15 protein-coding genes are annotated in these 15,985 nt (G+C 44.0%); 5 read left to right on the top strand and 10 right to left on the bottom strand.

Annotation, left to right across the window (positions count from 1 at the left end):
- Nucleotides 1-355: 355 nt before the first annotated feature.
- The 3 genes from MHN00_RS08180 to MHN00_RS08170 are packed head-to-tail and all read left to right on the top strand — an operon-like array spanning nt 356 to nt 4,365.
- Entirely contained in the window at nt 356-1,693 is a 1,338-nt protein-coding gene (locus MHN00_RS08180; RefSeq protein WP_239300889.1) for a GH1 family beta-glucosidase, read from the top strand.
- A gap of 17 nt (nt 1,694-1,710) precedes the next feature.
- Complete coding sequence (locus MHN00_RS08175; protein WP_239300887.1) at nt 1,711-3,318, top strand: MFS transporter; 1,608 nt, start codon at nt 1,711-1,713, stop codon at nt 3,316-3,318.
- Nucleotides 3,319-3,363: 45 nt separating this feature from the next.
- Nucleotides 3,364-4,365: a LacI family DNA-binding transcriptional regulator gene (locus tag MHN00_RS08170; RefSeq protein ID WP_239257802.1), complete on the top strand. Its 1,002-nt coding sequence runs from the start codon at nt 3,364-3,366 to the stop codon at nt 4,363-4,365.
- Nucleotides 4,366-4,504: 139 nt separating this feature from the next.
- Here MHN00_RS08170 and MHN00_RS08165 read toward each other — a convergent pair whose 3' ends face one another.
- Nucleotides 4,505-5,674, bottom strand: coding sequence for a heparan-alpha-glucosaminide N-acetyltransferase domain-containing protein (locus MHN00_RS08165; RefSeq protein ID WP_239300885.1), 1,170 nt, complete (start codon nt 5,672-5,674; stop codon nt 4,505-4,507).
- Between the two features lie 201 nt (nt 5,675-5,875).
- Here MHN00_RS08165 and MHN00_RS08160 point away from each other — a divergent pair, with 201 nt between their 5' ends.
- Complete coding sequence (locus MHN00_RS08160; protein ID WP_239257804.1) at nt 5,876-6,343, top strand: nuclear transport factor 2 family protein; 468 nt, start codon at nt 5,876-5,878, stop codon at nt 6,341-6,343.
- A 52-nt stretch (nt 6,344-6,395) separates the two neighbouring features.
- Here MHN00_RS08160 and MHN00_RS08155 read toward each other — a convergent pair whose 3' ends face one another.
- The 3 genes from MHN00_RS08155 to MHN00_RS08145 all read right to left on the bottom strand — a co-directional run bounded on the left by MHN00_RS08155 (nt 6,396) and on the right by MHN00_RS08145 (nt 8,993).
- The gene (locus tag MHN00_RS08155; protein ID WP_014951442.1) at nt 6,396-7,037 is read right to left on the bottom strand and encodes an OmpA family protein; all 642 of its coding nucleotides are present in this window, start codon (nt 7,035-7,037) and stop codon (nt 6,396-6,398) included.
- 350 nt (nt 7,038-7,387) lie between these two features.
- Nucleotides 7,388-8,587 carry an HD-GYP domain-containing protein gene (locus MHN00_RS08150; protein WP_239300883.1) on the bottom strand — a complete coding sequence of 400 codons (1,200 nt, stop codon included), beginning with the start codon at nt 8,585-8,587 and terminating at the stop codon, nt 7,388-7,390.
- A gap of 67 nt (nt 8,588-8,654) precedes the next feature.
- A complete protein-coding gene (locus MHN00_RS08145) occupies nt 8,655-8,993 on the bottom strand; it encodes an MGMT family protein (RefSeq protein ID WP_014951444.1) in 339 nt (112 codons plus the stop codon).
- 79 nt (nt 8,994-9,072) lie between these two features.
- On the opposite strand from MHN00_RS08145, the gene MHN00_RS08140 reads away from it, so the two are divergent.
- Entirely contained in the window at nt 9,073-9,654 is a 582-nt protein-coding gene (locus tag MHN00_RS08140) for a tRNA-uridine aminocarboxypropyltransferase (RefSeq protein WP_069945253.1), read from the top strand.
- 23 nt (nt 9,655-9,677) lie between these two features.
- Here MHN00_RS08140 and MHN00_RS08135 read toward each other — a convergent pair whose 3' ends face one another.
- The 6 genes from MHN00_RS08135 to atpA form a co-directional block, all read right to left on the bottom strand.
- Nucleotides 9,678-10,277 carry a glutathione S-transferase family protein gene (locus MHN00_RS08135; protein WP_039228873.1) on the bottom strand — a complete coding sequence of 200 codons (600 nt, stop codon included), beginning with the start codon at nt 10,275-10,277 and terminating at the stop codon, nt 9,678-9,680.
- 163 nt (nt 10,278-10,440) lie between these two features.
- Nucleotides 10,441-11,427 carry a hypothetical protein gene (locus MHN00_RS08130; protein WP_039228875.1) on the bottom strand — a complete coding sequence of 329 codons (987 nt, stop codon included), beginning with the start codon at nt 11,425-11,427 and terminating at the stop codon, nt 10,441-10,443.
- A 199-nt stretch (nt 11,428-11,626) separates the two neighbouring features.
- Nucleotides 11,627-12,040 (bottom strand): F0F1 ATP synthase subunit epsilon, encoded by a 414-nt coding sequence (locus MHN00_RS08125; protein WP_014951448.1) that lies wholly within the window; start codon nt 12,038-12,040, stop codon nt 11,627-11,629.
- A 60-nt stretch (nt 12,041-12,100) separates the two neighbouring features.
- Nucleotides 12,101-13,486, bottom strand: coding sequence for a F0F1 ATP synthase subunit beta (atpD, locus tag MHN00_RS08120; protein ID WP_014951449.1), 1,386 nt, complete (start codon nt 13,484-13,486; stop codon nt 12,101-12,103).
- A gap of 33 nt (nt 13,487-13,519) precedes the next feature.
- A complete protein-coding gene (gene atpG / locus MHN00_RS08115) occupies nt 13,520-14,380 on the bottom strand; it encodes a F0F1 ATP synthase subunit gamma (protein WP_239300882.1) in 861 nt (286 codons plus the stop codon).
- A 58-nt stretch (nt 14,381-14,438) separates the two neighbouring features.
- Nucleotides 14,439-15,980, bottom strand: a complete 1,542-nt coding sequence (gene atpA, locus MHN00_RS08110) for a F0F1 ATP synthase subunit alpha (protein ID WP_014951450.1) — start codon at nt 15,978-15,980, stop codon at nt 14,439-14,441.
- Nucleotides 15,981-15,985: the final 5 nt, after the last annotated feature.

Raw genomic sequence — 15,985 nt, 5'->3', positions numbered from 1 at the left:
CCCAGACATAAGAAAGCGCTTTCCGAACATTAATTCAACAAAAGTTTAAGATCAACACATTTTTTACAATTAATTCACAGGTAACAACTATATAGGAGAACACCAAACTCCTCACAAAAAAATAAAACCATTATATTTAATACCTTACAAGAAAACCAAAGCTCTATTAGATTCCGGTATTAGTCATATAAATATTATCAGTCACTTAATTCCATTAACGTAAAAATGACATAAATATGAGAAAGCGCTTTCTAATTGTTTTTTATTTGTGCTATAAACCGCTTTGTTATTTCAGATTCATTGTACTGCCAGCATCCGTTTAGAATTTGTGCAGTAAGAAAAAGGTTATCGACATATGAACAGCATTTCGCTTCCCGCAGGCAGTCCCTTACTCAAAAATTCGTTTCTTTATGGAACTGCCACGTCAAGTTTTCAGATAGAAGGGGATGTCGACAACCGTCTCGAATGTATTTGGGATAGATTTTGTGAACGGCCTTCAGCCATTGCTGATCACTCCAATGGCGATGTCGCCTGTGATCATATTGCTCGCTGGAGAGAAGATTTCGACATTTTGTTAGACTTAAATGTAGACGCTTACCGTTTCTCTATTTCTTGGCCGCGCGTTATCACTCAAGAAGGTGAGCTAAACCCAAAAGGCGTTGCCTTTTATAAAACGCTAGTTGATGCGTTAAATGAAAAAGGCATTAAGCCATTTGTTACCCTTTATCACTGGGATCTCCCGCAGCACCTGGAAGATAAAGGTGGGTGGCTTTACCGACAAACTGCTTTTGCATTTGAAGACTATGTTGACAAAATAACGCGGGCGTTAGGCGAGTCCGTTTTTTCCTATGCAACGTTCAATGAACCTTTTTGCAGTGCTTATTTAGGGTATGAAATAGGCGTACACGCCCCGGGCAGAACGGGTAGAAAATACGGAAGAACTGCGGCTCATCACATTTTGCTAGCACACGGCCTTGGGATGAAGGTGCTTAGAAAAAATGTCCCAAATAGCGAAGCCGGTATAGTATTGAATTTTACGCCATGCTACCCCGCTACACAAAAGAAAGAAGACCTCTTAGCCACCCGCAAAGCAGATGACTATATCAACCAATGGTATATGCAGCCTGTAATGGAGGGAAGCTACCCCGAAGTGTTATTTGATATAGACGAAGCGGATAGACCACCAGTTGAAGCTGGTGATATGGAGACAATCTGTCAGCCCATCGATTTCTTAGGGGTAAATTTCTACACGCGATTACACTATTCTGCGCCCAAAGAGAAAGGCGCATTGTATTTCGAGCATCCTCATCAAGGTCCATTGACCGATATTGGTTGGGAAATCTATCCAAAAGCGCTTTATGATTTACTTACTTCATTAAACGAACGATATACGCTCCCTCCCATTTTTATAACTGAAAATGGTGCAGCAATGGCAGACGAACTCAAAGATGGTCTTGTTAATGATGTGGATCGGGTTGATTACTACAATGCCCATTTAAACATGGTACACAACGCAGTGATTGATGGAGTAGAAGTGAGTGGTTACTTCGCATGGAGCCTCCTTGATAACTTCGAGTGGGCGGAAGGATATGAAAAGCGATTTGGGCTAGTTTATGTGGATTTTGAAACGCAAAAGCGTACGCTTAAACTTAGCGCCAATGCTTATAAAGCGCTCATAGCAAGTCGAACATAACAACAGTGGAAATAGCAATGAACCATAAGCTGACATTAAAAGAAAAAGTGGGTTATGGCATGGGCGACGCTGCGGCCAATTTAGTTTGGCGGGGCGCACTAGCATATTTGGCGGTATTTTATACCGATACGTTCGGTATTACAGCCGCTGCAGCTGCGATGCTATTTCTTGTCGTTCGTCTTTCTGACGGTGTGACCGATATTATCATGGGAATGATTGCTGACAGAACCCAGACTAAGATGGGAAAGTTTCGCCCTTGGATATTAGGCTCCACTCCTTTTCTTGGCCTTTTCATGGTCCTTTGCTTTACCACACCTGATCTCTCGTATTCAGGCAAACTCATTTACGCTTACCTGACCTACATCGGACTAACCTTAGCGTATACGGTTAATAATGTACCGTACTCAGCGCTAATGGGCGTGATGACCAGTGATGATAGAGAGCGTACAAGTTTGTCTGGCTTTCGTTTTGCTGGGGCATTCTTTGGTGGACTGCTTGTTATGGGTTGTTTGCCTATGCTGGTGGACTTGCTAGGCCAAGGGAACACTGCTGTAGGGTATCAATATACCATGTGGTTGTTTGCCACGTTGCTTGTCATATTAATGTGTGTAACAGTTTTTACCACGAAAGAGCGCGTTACGTTGCAGCAGGTTTCAAAGCCTCAAGACACTAAACTGGACTCTCCAAAAACAGAGACAGGTACCCAAGTAGCGCCCGCTCCTCGTTCACTAACATCTGAACTCATCGACTTGGGAAAGCAACTACCGTTAATTCTAGTTCCTCTTTTAGCAATAACCGCCTTCTTTTATTATCGAGACGTTTTAACTGGGGCAATCTTCATTACCGTTATAGCGCTTACTACTATTGCAATTAAACGGTTAACTCGCCGACCGGAAGCCGAGAACACCCGTTCTCAGCAGGATATTATCGACCTGCTTTCCAACAAACCCTGGCTAATTTTGTTAGGAATGGGTTTTCTAACCATGATGTTTAATGGCATCAAATATGGCGTTATTGCCTACTATTTCAAATATTACATGGGCAATGAGCTACTCACAGGCTACTTTTTCATTTCACTGCTGGTGGTGTCGATTTTCGGCGCATTAGCAACGTCCAAATTAGCCGCTATGTTTGGTCGCAAGAAGCTCTTTATTATCGCGCTGTTAGCAAGTAGCGTATTGACCTCTGGCATTTATTTTGTTCCTCAGAAAAGCGTGAGCGCCATATTCATTCTAGGTTGCAGTGCAGAGTTTTTTGCAGCCATATTGCCTACCTTATTTTTCTCTATGCTAGGAGACTCGGCAGACTACAGCGAATATAAGACAGGTCGAAGAGCCACCGGGCTCGTCTACTCTGCAGGCTCTTTTGTTCAAAAAACAGGGGGAGGCTTTGCAGGGGCGCTCGTCTTGTTGGTATTAGGAAGCTATGGCTATAACGGTCTTGATATCAATACAATTAATCAAACGCTTCCAGGTATGAAGTCTTTAATGAGTTGGATACCGGCGCTATTTGGCTTTGCTGGCGCGGCGTTAATCTGTCTGTACCCATTAAATGACGAAAAACAAAAAGAAGTTACACAAGCTTTACTCTCTCGACGTAGCGAACAACCGCCGATATCGGCATAATACAGTCAGTTAGAGTGATTGTTTTAGAGAACGAGGTCTTATCACGTGCCCACCATTTATCAAGTTGCCGAGCGTGCAGGTGTTTCTTTATCTACGGTATCCCGCGTATTAAATGGTAAGGCTTCGGTAAACAAAGTACTTAAAGAACGCGTAGAAAAAGCGGTAAAAGAGCTAAATTACCGCCCAAATTCTGTCGCTCGTTCATTGGCTAATAACCGCACTGACAGCGTCGGGGTACTTGTACCTGAACTCAACGCCCCGTTTTTTGGCGATCTGATGCAAGCTGTAGAGTCAACGCTGCGTGCCGCAGATAAACATGTCATTATTTCGGTAGGACGAAATTGCCTAGAAACAGAGAAAGATGCGGTAGAGTTTCTTATTAGCCGTAACTGCGATGCACTCATCATGCATGCAGAAGCATTATCCGATGAGTATTTATTGGAGTTAAACCAGTCGAAACTTCCCGTTGCTTTGGTTAACAGACAGGTAGAAGGGCTACCTGAGGCATGCACTAGCCTCAATAATGAAAAGGGTGGATATCTGGCTACCCGCCACTTACTCGAGCTAGGCCATAAAGACATTGCATATATCTCTGGTCCGACTGACAAGTGTGACGCGAGCTTGCGCTTGGAAGGACATAAACGCGCCTTGTCGGAAGCAGGGTTGCCCATAAACCCACAGTTGATATTTAACGGCGACTATTCTGAAGAAGACGGGAAAATTGGCTTGTTAGAACTCATGGCACGCGATGTGCCTTTCACGGCTTTAGTGTGCGCCAACGATTGGATGGCATCGGGTGCGATAAGCTGCGCGAGAGATTTAGGCATGAGCCTTCCCCACGACTTGTCTGTGGTCGGTTTCGATGACGTGGTATTTGCCCACCATGTTTTTCCTCGTCTTACCACGGTCAGTAACCCAATTGCGGAAATGGCTGAAATGTCAGCCAAGTACATACTTAATAAAGTATATGGTCAGGCTAATAACGTTCAGCTGTATTTCGAACCTTCCTTGGTTGTTCGGGAGTCTACGGTAAAACATGAAGGATGAAGCCAAGCTGGTAAGTCGAAAACCGACTTTCATCTAAACTCTCAATTAAAACTTTCGATTAAGTACCTTTCGCTCCAATAGTGCACTTTGCTATCCACCTTAATGATGGTACACCCCATAATAGACGCGAAGGCCTGTCTTATAAGTATTTAAGCCAAGGGGCGTTGTGCTTTGATTTATAGGCGCTAAACCATTTAACAGGGAAATAAAGCACTAAACTAAGGCCAGCAGCTATTAACCATATTTGCCAAATATGGTCTACGCCCACGTATTTTCCTTTATTCGCCCCCCAAATAAAGAATGCAATACCGTACATCACCAGCAATACGTACAAATGCAGGATGTAGAAAAACATCGGGACCGAGCCAAAGGTGTCAAGAAACGCAAACTGCGTATCCTTAACGCGCTCGAAAGCAAACAACAATAGAAACATGCCGGCCAGCGTAAAGAGCAAAAATGCTAAAGATGGGGGGTATTTGGTCAAATTAAGTAATGACATCAACGTAGTGATGGCACTTTGTTGTAGCTCCCAAGGCAAGGTCTCACCATAAATATTTAAACCGCGAAGTAGGAAAAATAGGCTGAGCGACACTGCAAATAAACCAAGCAACCACCGACCGCGTCGCACTTTATCAAGCTGTTGACTGTAAAGAGGCCCACATGCATAACCGAGCAGTATTACCCCTATCCAAGGAAGCACGGGATAACTCACTTTAATGTTTAGGGCGGCTGACTGAAGTATATATCCTCTATCGTGCAGCATTGTCCAAAGCGTATAGCCTGTTTCATGTGGAACATAGCTAATTGGCGTTAGTGCATTATGTCCAAAGACAATTAAGAGGCCTAAAATGAGCAACAGAGTTCTTGGAAGATAACTCAATACAGCCAGAGCAATCATGCTGATACCTATGGCCCACATCACCTGAAGATAAAGCGTTTGGAAACTCGCCCCCCAGCTAAACGTAATAAATGTGACCTCTAAGAACAGAATAAACAATCCACGCTTAATTAAGAACTCTCTGACATTGCGTGTCGGCTTGGCCTTATTCGCTGAGTCCATTGGATTGGCATAGAGCCATGCAGACAGCCCCGTCAAAAACACGAATGTGGGTGCACAGTAATGGGCGGCTAACCGTGTGAAAAATAGAGAAGGTGACGTGGTATCGATATCCATAGGATCAGATACCTGCAAATGCAGAAAAAAGCGCTCTCGCACGTGATCGATAAGCATAATCAGCATGACCAAGCCACGCATCATATCGATGCTTCGAATACGGTTTCGTTGAATACTAGAAGACATTTTAGCCATTACATCAAGGAGGAAATATTTGCTATCAACACAACTTCGTTCAGAATTTAGCGGTAGTTTTAGCCACTTACAGCATCGATAGTTAAACGATTAACCCAATGCTATAACATTGCAGTAAACAGTGGCAATTATTTGCTTCGAATATACTAATGATGCGTTCAACAGCATAATAAGAAATACTAGAAGAAAAACGGAGTCACTATGAAATATCTATTGTTAGGTCTGGTCATGCTTGCTGTTGCAACGACGGCCGTTGCGAACAACGACCGCGACGCAGTGAATCAGACACTTAATGCTCTACATCACAGTGCATCTATTGCAGACTTTGAGCAGTATTTTGGTTTGTATCACGACAGCGCGATCTTTATTGGCACCGACGCATCTGAGGTATGGACCAAAGAAGCGTTTAAGGCGTATGCCAAACCTCACTTTGACAAGGGCAGAGGATGGACATACCACCCGCGAGACAGGCATATCTATTTTTCCCCTAAACACGATGTAGCCTGGTTTGATGAACTGCTCGATAATGAAAGCCTGGGAGAAACACGAGGCACGGGTGTCTTAATAAAAGAGGGAGCGAAGTGGAAAGTAACCCAATACCATTTAACAATCCCTATCCCCAACGCGCTTGCAGATAGCGTTGCTAATCAAATTAAAACCATGCAATAAAAAAAGCCCCGACGTAACGGGGCCTTTGTTTCTCTTTAAGTCTTAACTACCTTTAGGTATTAGACTGTGTGAGTGGTTGAATTTCCATCTCTACTCGACGGTTCATCGAGCGGTTTGCTGCACTATTGTTAGGTACTTTAGGTGCGTATTCGCCCATACCTACCGTCGTGATACGCGTCGGGTTAACAGAATAGTTAATTAGTAAATTCTTAACCGCTCCTGCACGACGCTCAGATAAAGACTGGTTGTACTGCTCAGAGCCAGTGTCATCCGTATGGCCTTTGATCATAAGAACGGTTTTTTCGTAGTTGTTTACAACTTTGGCAACGTCTTGAAGAACCGGATTGAAGTTAGGGCTGATGCTAGAACTGTCAGTAGCAAAGGTAATGTCGCCCGGCATGATCAATCGTAGATTATCGCCTTCTCGCACAACTTGAACGCCAGTATCAGAAAGCTCATTTCGAAGCTCTTCTTCCTGTTTGTCCATGTAGTTACCTATCGCACCACCTGCGATTGCACCTACCGCAGCGCCCCACGCATAACGACTTTTGTCGTTATCACCTGTCGCTTTACCCAGCAATGCGCCTACTACCGCACCAATAGCGGCACCTTTTTGCGTATTATTCGGATCAGTTGCGCAACCTGCTACCGTTAGTGACGCAGCAATCAAACTTACAGCAAGAGTCTTTTTCATAACTTCCTCTTATTTCAATTAAAAGCTCAATATTGATGAGTTGCATTTATCCATTGCCACTCTCAATAAGCTCAGTGTTAGTTTTGCATTAAACAACTACAGTGATAGCAATTAGCGTTCCACTGGCAAATATTCTGTATGTAAGCAATAACGAGTATCTGAGCGCCACTAGTTCGTTTCCTGCTTAACTTTTCCTAAAAATCAGCACTCAAAGGCACTACAGCACTTCATGTTTAGAGGATTGTAGGACATCAAACCTGAACGTTAGCTAAATGAACGTTGGAATAAAGAAGAAAAAATGCGTTGGTACACAGTGTAAATACTACACTGTGTTGCTAAAAAGTAACGTTTTAGCCTATTGAAACTGAACGCTCAAAAAATGCGTTCACATCAATCTTATAGTCAGACGCTATGACGGCTTTGTTGATACTGATTGTTTTATCCGATGATAGGTCAACATCTTTCGGCGTTAGATAGTGGTTACTGCGAACCGAATAAAAAACCTTTACGAGTGGCGTAAGCGGGGAGTCTCTCTGTTCAAGCACCATCGCTAATTTATCATTTGATAATAGAACTAGGCTCCCTACGGGATAAACGCCCAGACACTTTATAAACTGTTGAACAAGTGACTGGTCAAGACGCGTTGGCGCATCACTCATCAAAATAGAGAATGCCTTTTGGCTAGACATACCGGCCTTATACACCCGGTCCGCGGTGAGTGCATCGTACATATCGGCAATGGCAAGCATTCGGCCCGCTTGGCTAATATCCTCACCTTTGGTCCCAGCAGGGTAGCCTAATCCATCCAATCGCTCATGATGCTCACTAATCGCTTGAATCAGTGGCTGCGCAATTTCCGTACTTTTTAAATAGTCGACCCCGTGCTTTACATGACCTTTCATGATGTCCATTTCGCTGTCCGTAAGGCGGCCTGGCTTATGAAGAATTTCATCTGGAATTTTGATTTTGCCCAAGTCGTGTAGAAAGCCAGCATAGGAAAGGTCTTGCACTTCTTCTTCAGACATCCCTAAATACTTGCCAAAATTGGCGAGTAAAATAGCGACGTTCAGAGAATGCTCTAGTAAATAGTCGTCTTTTTCTCGAATTTTAGTCAGACAAAGCAACGCATCGGGGTTTCTATCTACCGACTCTACCAACTTGTTTGAAAATGCTTTGGGAATACTCGCATCAAAAGGCGTCTCTTTTTGTACATTGGCAAGTAACAACTTTTGAATTGCCTTTCCTTGCTCGTGAAGCTTTGCGGCTCTTACCAGCTCATTTTCTAGTGATACTTTTTTTGATTTTACCGGCTGATCAGAAGGCGAGTTTTGGTGCTTTTCCACAGTGGCCGATGAGCTAGGTTGCTCAACGTTAAACGCCTTATCTGTATCAATGGCGAGGGTTTTCACACCTCGCTTTCTAAGTGTTTTAACCACGTCATCAGACGTAACGCGGCCTTGGCTCGTAACCCTCAACGCACCTTTTTGCTCTAAAATTTGATGAACAAACATGCCTGGCACTAACTGATCAATAGTAATCTTTTTTATCATCTTATATGCACTGCACTATATTAATCGCCATATATTTGCTAACTGCTTTCATATAAAAAGTGAAAGCTCAGTACTCTAACTCTACTAGTATAGTGTGTAAATCTGGCTTCCAACCAAACTTCGTCATATTCACTCGGTAGTTTTTAACGACCACACCTTCCTCTGCTAATCGCTCTCGCTGCTCATCCGCTTTATCAGAGCCAGCAGGAAAAGCAATTTTACCGTCAGCACGTAGTACGCGATGCCAGTGGCAGTCAGCATTTATCTCTCTTAAACACTTTCCCATCATTCTAGCTCTGCCGGGTAATCCACACAGGTCAGCGAGCAAGGCGTAACTTATTACCTGTCCCTCAGGCACTAAAGAAAGCGTTTTCTCTACTCGAGATTGTACTGCTTCATTCGGCATGTTGTATATTATCCTATCTATTAAGTTACTTAGTTAATAAGTGCGATAAACGTTCAAGAGAGAATAAAGAAATTCAGTTATGCGCCTTTATTGTGAACACTGTGGATATCCTCAAAAAACCTGTATTTGCTCTCACATTAACACAGTAGATACATCGTTAGAGATTGTGATAGTTCAACACGAAAAAGAAGCACTTCACGCCAAGAATACGGCGCGCTTAGTTTCATTGTGTATTCCTTCGACGCGAATCATACTTGCTAATGATGTCGTCGCTATGCAATCCCTATCCGAACACTGCTCACGTCGACATTCAGTGCTTGTTTACCCAAGTGAATGCAGTACACCGATAGAAAGTGTCGATGCCGTTGCACGTTCTGAGATCACAACGCTAATTCTAATAGATGGAAGTTGGAAACAAGCATTTGGTCTAGTGAAACAGAACCCATGGTTAACAAAGTTACCAGCGTTTCACTTCATTTCTGCACCCACTTCTAACTATGCTATTCGTCATACGACATTAAGCAATGCACTTTCTACGCTAGAAGCAACAGCTTATGCACTACAGTGCTTAGATCAAATCGACGTTTCTGGGCTTTACAGAGCACAGAGAGCCTTACAAGATAAGTGGCAAGGCCCTATGTCACATAGAAGGCATTTCTAGCGTAGAACTTCGTTTAGCGCACATTACGCGTTCATGGGAATGAAGCCCTTTTGATCTTTGACTAAACTTATCCAATTTCGAATGGCGGGATAGGCGGAAAGGTCAAACCCGCCCTCGTGGGCCACGTGGGTATACGCAAACAATGAAATATCCGCAAGAGTTAACGTGTCACCTAGCAAAAACGGCGTAGTTTTAAGTTGATGCTCCATGACAGCTAGTGCGCGATATCCACCCGCTTGTTTAGATTCGTACTCCGCTTTCCTGTCCTCGGGTAGCCCTAAATAAACATTGATGTAACGAGCAACGGCGATATAAGGCTCGTGACTGTATTGTTCGAAAAACTGCCACTGTAAAAGTTGCGAAAAACTATAGGGAGAAGAGGGGATTAAAGGAGTGTTAGATGCCAGGTAGTGCATGATGGCATTGGATTCTGACAACACCCTGCCGTCGTCTAGTTCAAGCAAAGGAATTTTCCCATTAGGGGTCTTTTCTAGGAAAGAAGGAGCGCGTGTTTCTCCTTTCATAATGTCCACATCAATCCATTCGCAGGTTTTACCTAACAAAGAAAGAAGCAGTTGGAGTTTGTAACAGTTTCCTGAACGCGTGTCGCCGTATATTCGCACAATGATATCTCTATGACCTAAGAAGATTTACCATACCAACGCAATGTGAATACGACAATTATTAATAGCTGTTAGGGTGCGAGAAGGGATTAAGCGAGCCTTGTCTAGATACCACATAGACCGCTGCGAAAAGATAAGGCAAAGAACAACAGACCCGAATAGACTAATGATAGCGAGGGAGTTGAATTAACCATTCAACAATGAACAATAGAACCCAAGAAATCGGTATTAACGCAATACACGCAGCCACTCTAGCCTTATCTCTTGGGGCAAAAACCCTCGCCCCCATTTTTAAGACTCGTTCTTTTTCGCTTTCTAGTTGCTCAATTGACGCAGCTGTAGAGAATTCTTCGTGCTTTGCACATCGTTTAATACCGTCTTCTATGTTTTCCTCTAGGTGCAGAACAGCAGCTTTCTGCTCTTTCTCAAGCATACTTTTAAGCTTTATTACCGGCCAAAATAGATAAACGCTCACTATCCCCGTAAAGAACGTCACTACTAGTACATCAATGGAAGGAATGTCTTTTTTCAACCAAAAGATAGGAAAAATGGCCAGTGCCCCCATCGCAAATATGCTGTTAGTTGTTCCTAATTTTAAAATCGTCATGATGGACTTAAGTCGGTCAATATTTCCACCGGCTTGGGGCAAAACTTTAGAAGTTAGGTACTTAATGTTGGAAGAAATCTGAAACAAAAATAAAATGGCCAAGAACCAAAAGGGGACGGCTGTGGCCGTTAAGAATAAAACGTGTATTTCTTGTTTTACCGTGATCAATCCTTCGAATATGCAGTACACAATCGTGATCATAATAGAAATGATGATTGCATTGAAAATATGGTGTCTAAATTCAATGGCGAGTTCTCGCCTATGCGCCGAAAACTGACTAAGCTGGTTGGTTTTTACAAGCAAAGAAATAAGGGTGCTAGCCACGTTTTGATGCATTAAACGAAGCGCAAACCAAAAGTATCCTGTAATAAGCGACATACCAATAGCAGAGTTGAAGTCGCGCTGTGCACGTACATTTCCCACTTCAGGCCAATCTAACGCACCCGTAAAATAATGCACTGAAAGTAAAATCAGTGTTGTTAGCAGAGGAAAAAATCCAATAGAGGCACCTTTGTGCATGTTGGAATACGGGTTAAGCTTCATTTCTATAATTCGTTACAGGCAAAGGTGGCACTAGAATTAGCGCCTATTACGTTTTAATTTAAATCGGTTAAAACGCTCTAACGATAAGCTTTGTGTAGTGCGATAGCAATAAAAATAAACGTAAGAGAATGTGAACGACCACTTTTCGTTCGGCAATAAAAAACCCGCCATTTGGCGGGTTTTTTCAAAGCTGTGCTTTTTATTTGCGTAACTTCTGAATAAGACGAAGTTGAGCAATAGCTTCTGCAAGCTCGTGAGCTGCTTCAGCGTAGTTAAAGTCAGCGCCTGGGTTGGCGATGTGCTCTTCTGCACGTCGTTTGGCTTCTTCTGCTGCCTGCTCGTCAAGATCTTCAGCTCGAACCGCGGTATCAGCCAGTACGGTAACATTGCCAGGTTGTACTTCTAGTACACCACCTGCAACATAGATTACTTCTTCTTCACCGTGCTGTTTAACCAAACGCACCATACCAGGTTTAATAGCAGAGATAAGTGGCGCGTGCCCTGGGTGAATACCCAGCTCACCTTCGCTACCTGTCACCTGAATCGCTTCAACGCGACCTGAGAAAATCGCTTTCTCCGCGCTTACTACGTCCAAATGTACTGTCATTGCCATGTGAACCTCCTGATTAGGTACGTTAGCATGATGCTAGGCTAGCAACTGCTAGCCCTGTCATTATGCTTTCTTGGCTTTCTCTAGCGCTTCTTCGATAGAACCAACCATGTAGAAGGCTTGCTCTGGAAGGTGATCGTACTCACCGTCTAGAATGCCTTTAAAGCCACTGATTGTGTCTTTTAGCGATACATATTTACCAGGTGCACCAGTAAATACTTCTGCTACGAAGAACGGCTGAGATAGGAAACGCTGAATCTTACGAGCACGTGATACCACTTGCTTGTCTTCTTCAGATAGTTCGTCCATACCTAGGATCGCGATGATGTCTTTCAGCTCTTTATAGCGCTGAAGAACAGTCTGTACGCCACGTGCTACGTCATAGTGCTCTTGACCAATTACTAGCGGGTCTAGCTGACGAGACGTTGAATCTAGTGGGTCTACCGCAGGGTAGATACCAAGAGACGCGATATCACGAGAAAGTACTACCGTTGCATCCAAGTGAGCAAAGGTTGTCGCTGGAGATGGGTCAGTCAAGTCATCCGCAGGTACATATACCGCTTGGATTGAAGTGATTGAACCTGTCTTCGTTGACGTAATACGTTCCTGAAGTACACCCATCTCTTCTGCAAGAGTAGGCTGGTAACCTACCGCAGATGGCATACGACCTAGAAGTGCTGATACTTCAGTACCTGCTAGGGTATAACGATAGATGTTATCTACGAAGAATAGAACGTCACGGCCTTCGTCACGGAACTTCTCAGCCATTGTTAGACCGGTAAGTGCAACACGTAGACGGTTACCCGGTGGCTCGTTCATCTGACCGTATACAAGCGATACTTTATCAAGTACGTTTGATTCGTTCATTTCGTGATAGAAGTCGTTACCCTCACGCGTACGCTCACCAACACCCGCGAATACTGAGAAACCGCTGTGCTCGATTGCGATGTTACGGATAAGTTCCATCATGTTTACGGTTTTACCTACACCCGCACCACCGAATAGACCAACTTTACCACCCTTAGCGAATGGGCAAACCAAGTCGATTACTTTGATACCAGTTTCTAGTAGTTCTACCGAGCTAGACTGATCTTCGTAGCTAGGCGCTTCACGGTGAATAGACATACGCTCTTCTTCACCAATTGGACCTGCTTCGTCGATTGGGTTACCCAATACGTCCATGATACGACCAAGTGTCTTCGTACCAACTGGAACCATGATTGGGTTACCGGTATTTTCTACTGCAAGACCACGTTTTAGTCCGTCAGTAGTACCTAGTGCGATGCCACGAACAACACCACCACCTAATTGCTGTTGCACTTCCAGGGTTAGACCTGACAAGTCACCTTCGGTAACTCGTAGTGCGTCATAAACTCTTGGTACCGCATCTTGTGGAAATTCAATATCCACAACGGCGCCAATGATTTGGACGACCTTACCTTGACTCATAATTTGTCCTCGTTATCTCTTTTAAACCTTTGCCTACACCGCTGCGGCACCGCTCACAATCTCACTGATTTCTTGTGTGATTGCAGCCTGACGCGCTTTGTTATATACCAGTTGTAACTCATCAATGAGGTTACCGGCGTTGTCGGTTGCTGCCTTCATGGCAACCATTCGCGCAGCTTGTTCTGACGCCGCGTTTTCTACAACACCCTGATACACCTGAGACTCAATGTAACGAACCATTAGTGCTTCCAAAATTTCTTTTGGATCTGGCTCGTAGATGTAGTCCCAACGATGTTGATATTCTTCGTCTTCTGACTTTGGCAAAGGCAATAACTGATTGATCACAGGTTTCTGTGTCATGGTGTTAACGAAGTCATTGAATACCAAGAATACTCGGTCAATTTGTCCTTCGTCGTACGCTTTAAGCATAACGCGTACAACACCCACTACATCGCTCACAGACGGCTTGTCATCTAAACCAGATTCAGCAGCAAGCAACTTGCCACCAAAGCGGTTGAAGAAACTGCACGCCTTAGAACCTAATGCAGCAAAATCCACTTCTACACCCTGTTCACGCCATTTTTTGACGTCTTGAGTGACGAGCTTAAATTCATTGGTGTTCAAGCCACCACATAAGCCTCGGTCAGTGGAAATCACAATGTAACCGACGCGCTTGACTTCACGCTCTTCCAAATAAGGATGGCGATATTCAAGGTTACCGTTTGCAATGTGACCAATCACTTTAAGCATATTTTGTGCATATGGACGGCCAGAAGCCATGCGTTCCTGCGCCTTTTTCATTTTAGACGCAGCAACCATTTCCATCGCACTGGTAATCTTCTGAGTATTTTTGATACTCCCAATCTTACCTTTTATTTCTTTACCGCTGGCCATGACTATCTCTCCGATTACTCAACGAATTGCGCTGGTGGTTAAACACCAGCACCATTGATTACCAAGTTTGTGTCGCTTTAAAGTTTGTTAAAGCGTCGTTCAACTTAGAGGCAATCTCGTCGTTGTAGTTACCTGATTCATTGATAGTCTTCATAAGGTCAGCGTGTTCGCTGTTCATGTAAGAGTGAAGAGCGGCTTCAAAATCTAGGATTTTGTTAAGCTCGATACCCTTAAGGAAACCTTTTTCTACCGCGAACAGAGATACACCCATATCAGCAATTGAAAGTGGTGCGTACTGCTTCTGCTTCATTAGCTCAGTTACGCGCTCACCGTGCTCAAGTTGCTCACGAGTTGCATCATCAAGGTCAGAAGCAAACTGCGAGAACGCCGCAAGTTCACGATACTGAGCTAGGGCTAGACGGATACCGCCACCCAACTTCTTGATGATTTTAGTCTGTGCAGCACCACCAACACGAGATACCGAGATACCAGCGTTAACCGCTGGACGGATACCTGCGTTAAACAAGTCAGTTTCTAGGAAGATCTGACCGTCGGTAATTGAGATTACGTTAGTTGGTACGAATGCAGATACGTCACCAGCTTGCGTTTCGATAATTGGAAGCGCAGTCAATGAACCTGTCTTACCTTTCACTTCGCCGTTTGTGTAACGCTCAACGTATTGTTCGTTTACACGTGCAGCACGTTCTAGTAGACGTGAGTGAAGGTAGAATACGTCACCTGGGTAAGCTTCACGGCCTGGTGGACGCTTAAGTAGTAGTGAGATTTGACGGTAAGCAACAGCTTGCTTAGACAAATCATCATATACGATTAGCGCGTCTTCACCGCGGTCACGGAAGAATTCACCCATAGTACAACCAGAGTAAGGCGCTAGGTATTGAAGCGCTGCAGACTCAGATGCAGATGCTGCAACCACGATAGTGTGGTCAAGTGCACCGTGCTCTTCTAGTTTACGTACTACGTTAGCGATAGTAGATGCTTTCTGACCAACCGCTACGTACACACACTTAATGCCTGTACCTTTTTGGTTGATGATAGCGTCAACAGCCATTGCTGTTTTACCACACTGACGGTCACCGATGATAAGCTCACGCTGACCACGACCTACTGGGATCATGGCGTCAACTGACTTATAACCAGTTTGTACTGGCTGGTCTACCGATTGACGCTCGATTACGCCAGGTGCAATTTTTTCAACTGGTTCGAAACCAGCTGCATCGATTGCGCCTTTACCATCGATAGGCTCACCTAGTGTGTTTACAACACGACCTAGTAGTGCGTTACCTACTGGTACTTCAAGAATACGACCAGTAGATTGTACTTTATCGCCTTCTTTAAGGTCCGCATAAGGACCCATAACAACTGCACCTACAGAGTCTCGCTCAAGGTTTAGTGCAATTGCGTAACGGCTTCCAGGAAGCTCGATCATTTCACCTTGCATTACATCGGCAAGGCCATGAATGCGGATAATACCGTCAGTTACTGCGACGATAGTACCTTCATTACGTGCTTCACTGCTTACATTGAACTGTTCAATTCTTTTCTTGATCAGTTCAGCAATTTCAGTGGAATTAAGTTGCATGCTCT

This window comes from Alteromonas sp. Cnat2-8 (genome assembly GCF_022348355.1).
Lineage (GTDB): Bacteria > Pseudomonadota > Gammaproteobacteria > Enterobacterales > Alteromonadaceae > Alteromonas > Alteromonas macleodii.
This window is presented reverse-complemented; position numbering and strand designations above follow the sequence as displayed.

Excerpts from the sequence above, each read along its gene's own strand:
- MHN00_RS08165 (WP_239300885.1), bottom strand. The coding sequence starts at position 5,674 with ATGGCTAAAATGTCTTCTAGTATTCAACGAAACCGTATTCGAAGCATC.
- atpG (WP_239300882.1), bottom strand. The coding sequence starts at position 14,380 with ATGGCCAGCGGTAAAGAAATAAAAGGTAAGATTGGGAGTATCAAAAAT.
- MHN00_RS08175 (WP_239300887.1), top strand. The coding sequence starts at position 1,711 with ATGAACCATAAGCTGACATTAAAAGAAAAAGTGGGTTATGGCATGGGC.
- MHN00_RS08140 (WP_069945253.1), top strand. The coding sequence starts at position 9,073 with ATGCGCCTTTATTGTGAACACTGTGGATATCCTCAAAAAACCTGTATT.
- MHN00_RS08130 (WP_039228875.1), bottom strand. The coding sequence starts at position 11,427 with ATGAAGCTTAACCCGTATTCCAACATGCACAAAGGTGCCTCTATTGGA.
- MHN00_RS08125 (WP_014951448.1), bottom strand. The coding sequence starts at position 12,040 with ATGGCAATGACAGTACATTTGGACGTAGTAAGCGCGGAGAAAGCGATT.
- atpA (WP_014951450.1), bottom strand. The coding sequence starts at position 15,980 with ATGCAACTTAATTCCACTGAAATTGCTGAACTGATCAAGAAAAGAATT.
- MHN00_RS08155 (WP_014951442.1), bottom strand. The coding sequence starts at position 7,037 with ATGAAAAAGACTCTTGCTGTAAGTTTGATTGCTGCGTCACTAACGGTA.
- MHN00_RS08150 (WP_239300883.1), bottom strand. The coding sequence starts at position 8,587 with ATGATAAAAAAGATTACTATTGATCAGTTAGTGCCAGGCATGTTTGTT.
- MHN00_RS08180 (WP_239300889.1), top strand. The coding sequence starts at position 356 with ATGAACAGCATTTCGCTTCCCGCAGGCAGTCCCTTACTCAAAAATTCG.
- MHN00_RS08160 (WP_239257804.1), top strand. The coding sequence starts at position 5,876 with ATGAAATATCTATTGTTAGGTCTGGTCATGCTTGCTGTTGCAACGACG.
- atpD (WP_014951449.1), bottom strand. The coding sequence starts at position 13,486 with ATGAGTCAAGGTAAGGTCGTCCAAATCATTGGCGCCGTTGTGGATATT.
- MHN00_RS08145 (WP_014951444.1), bottom strand. The coding sequence starts at position 8,993 with ATGCCGAATGAAGCAGTACAATCTCGAGTAGAGAAAACGCTTTCTTTA.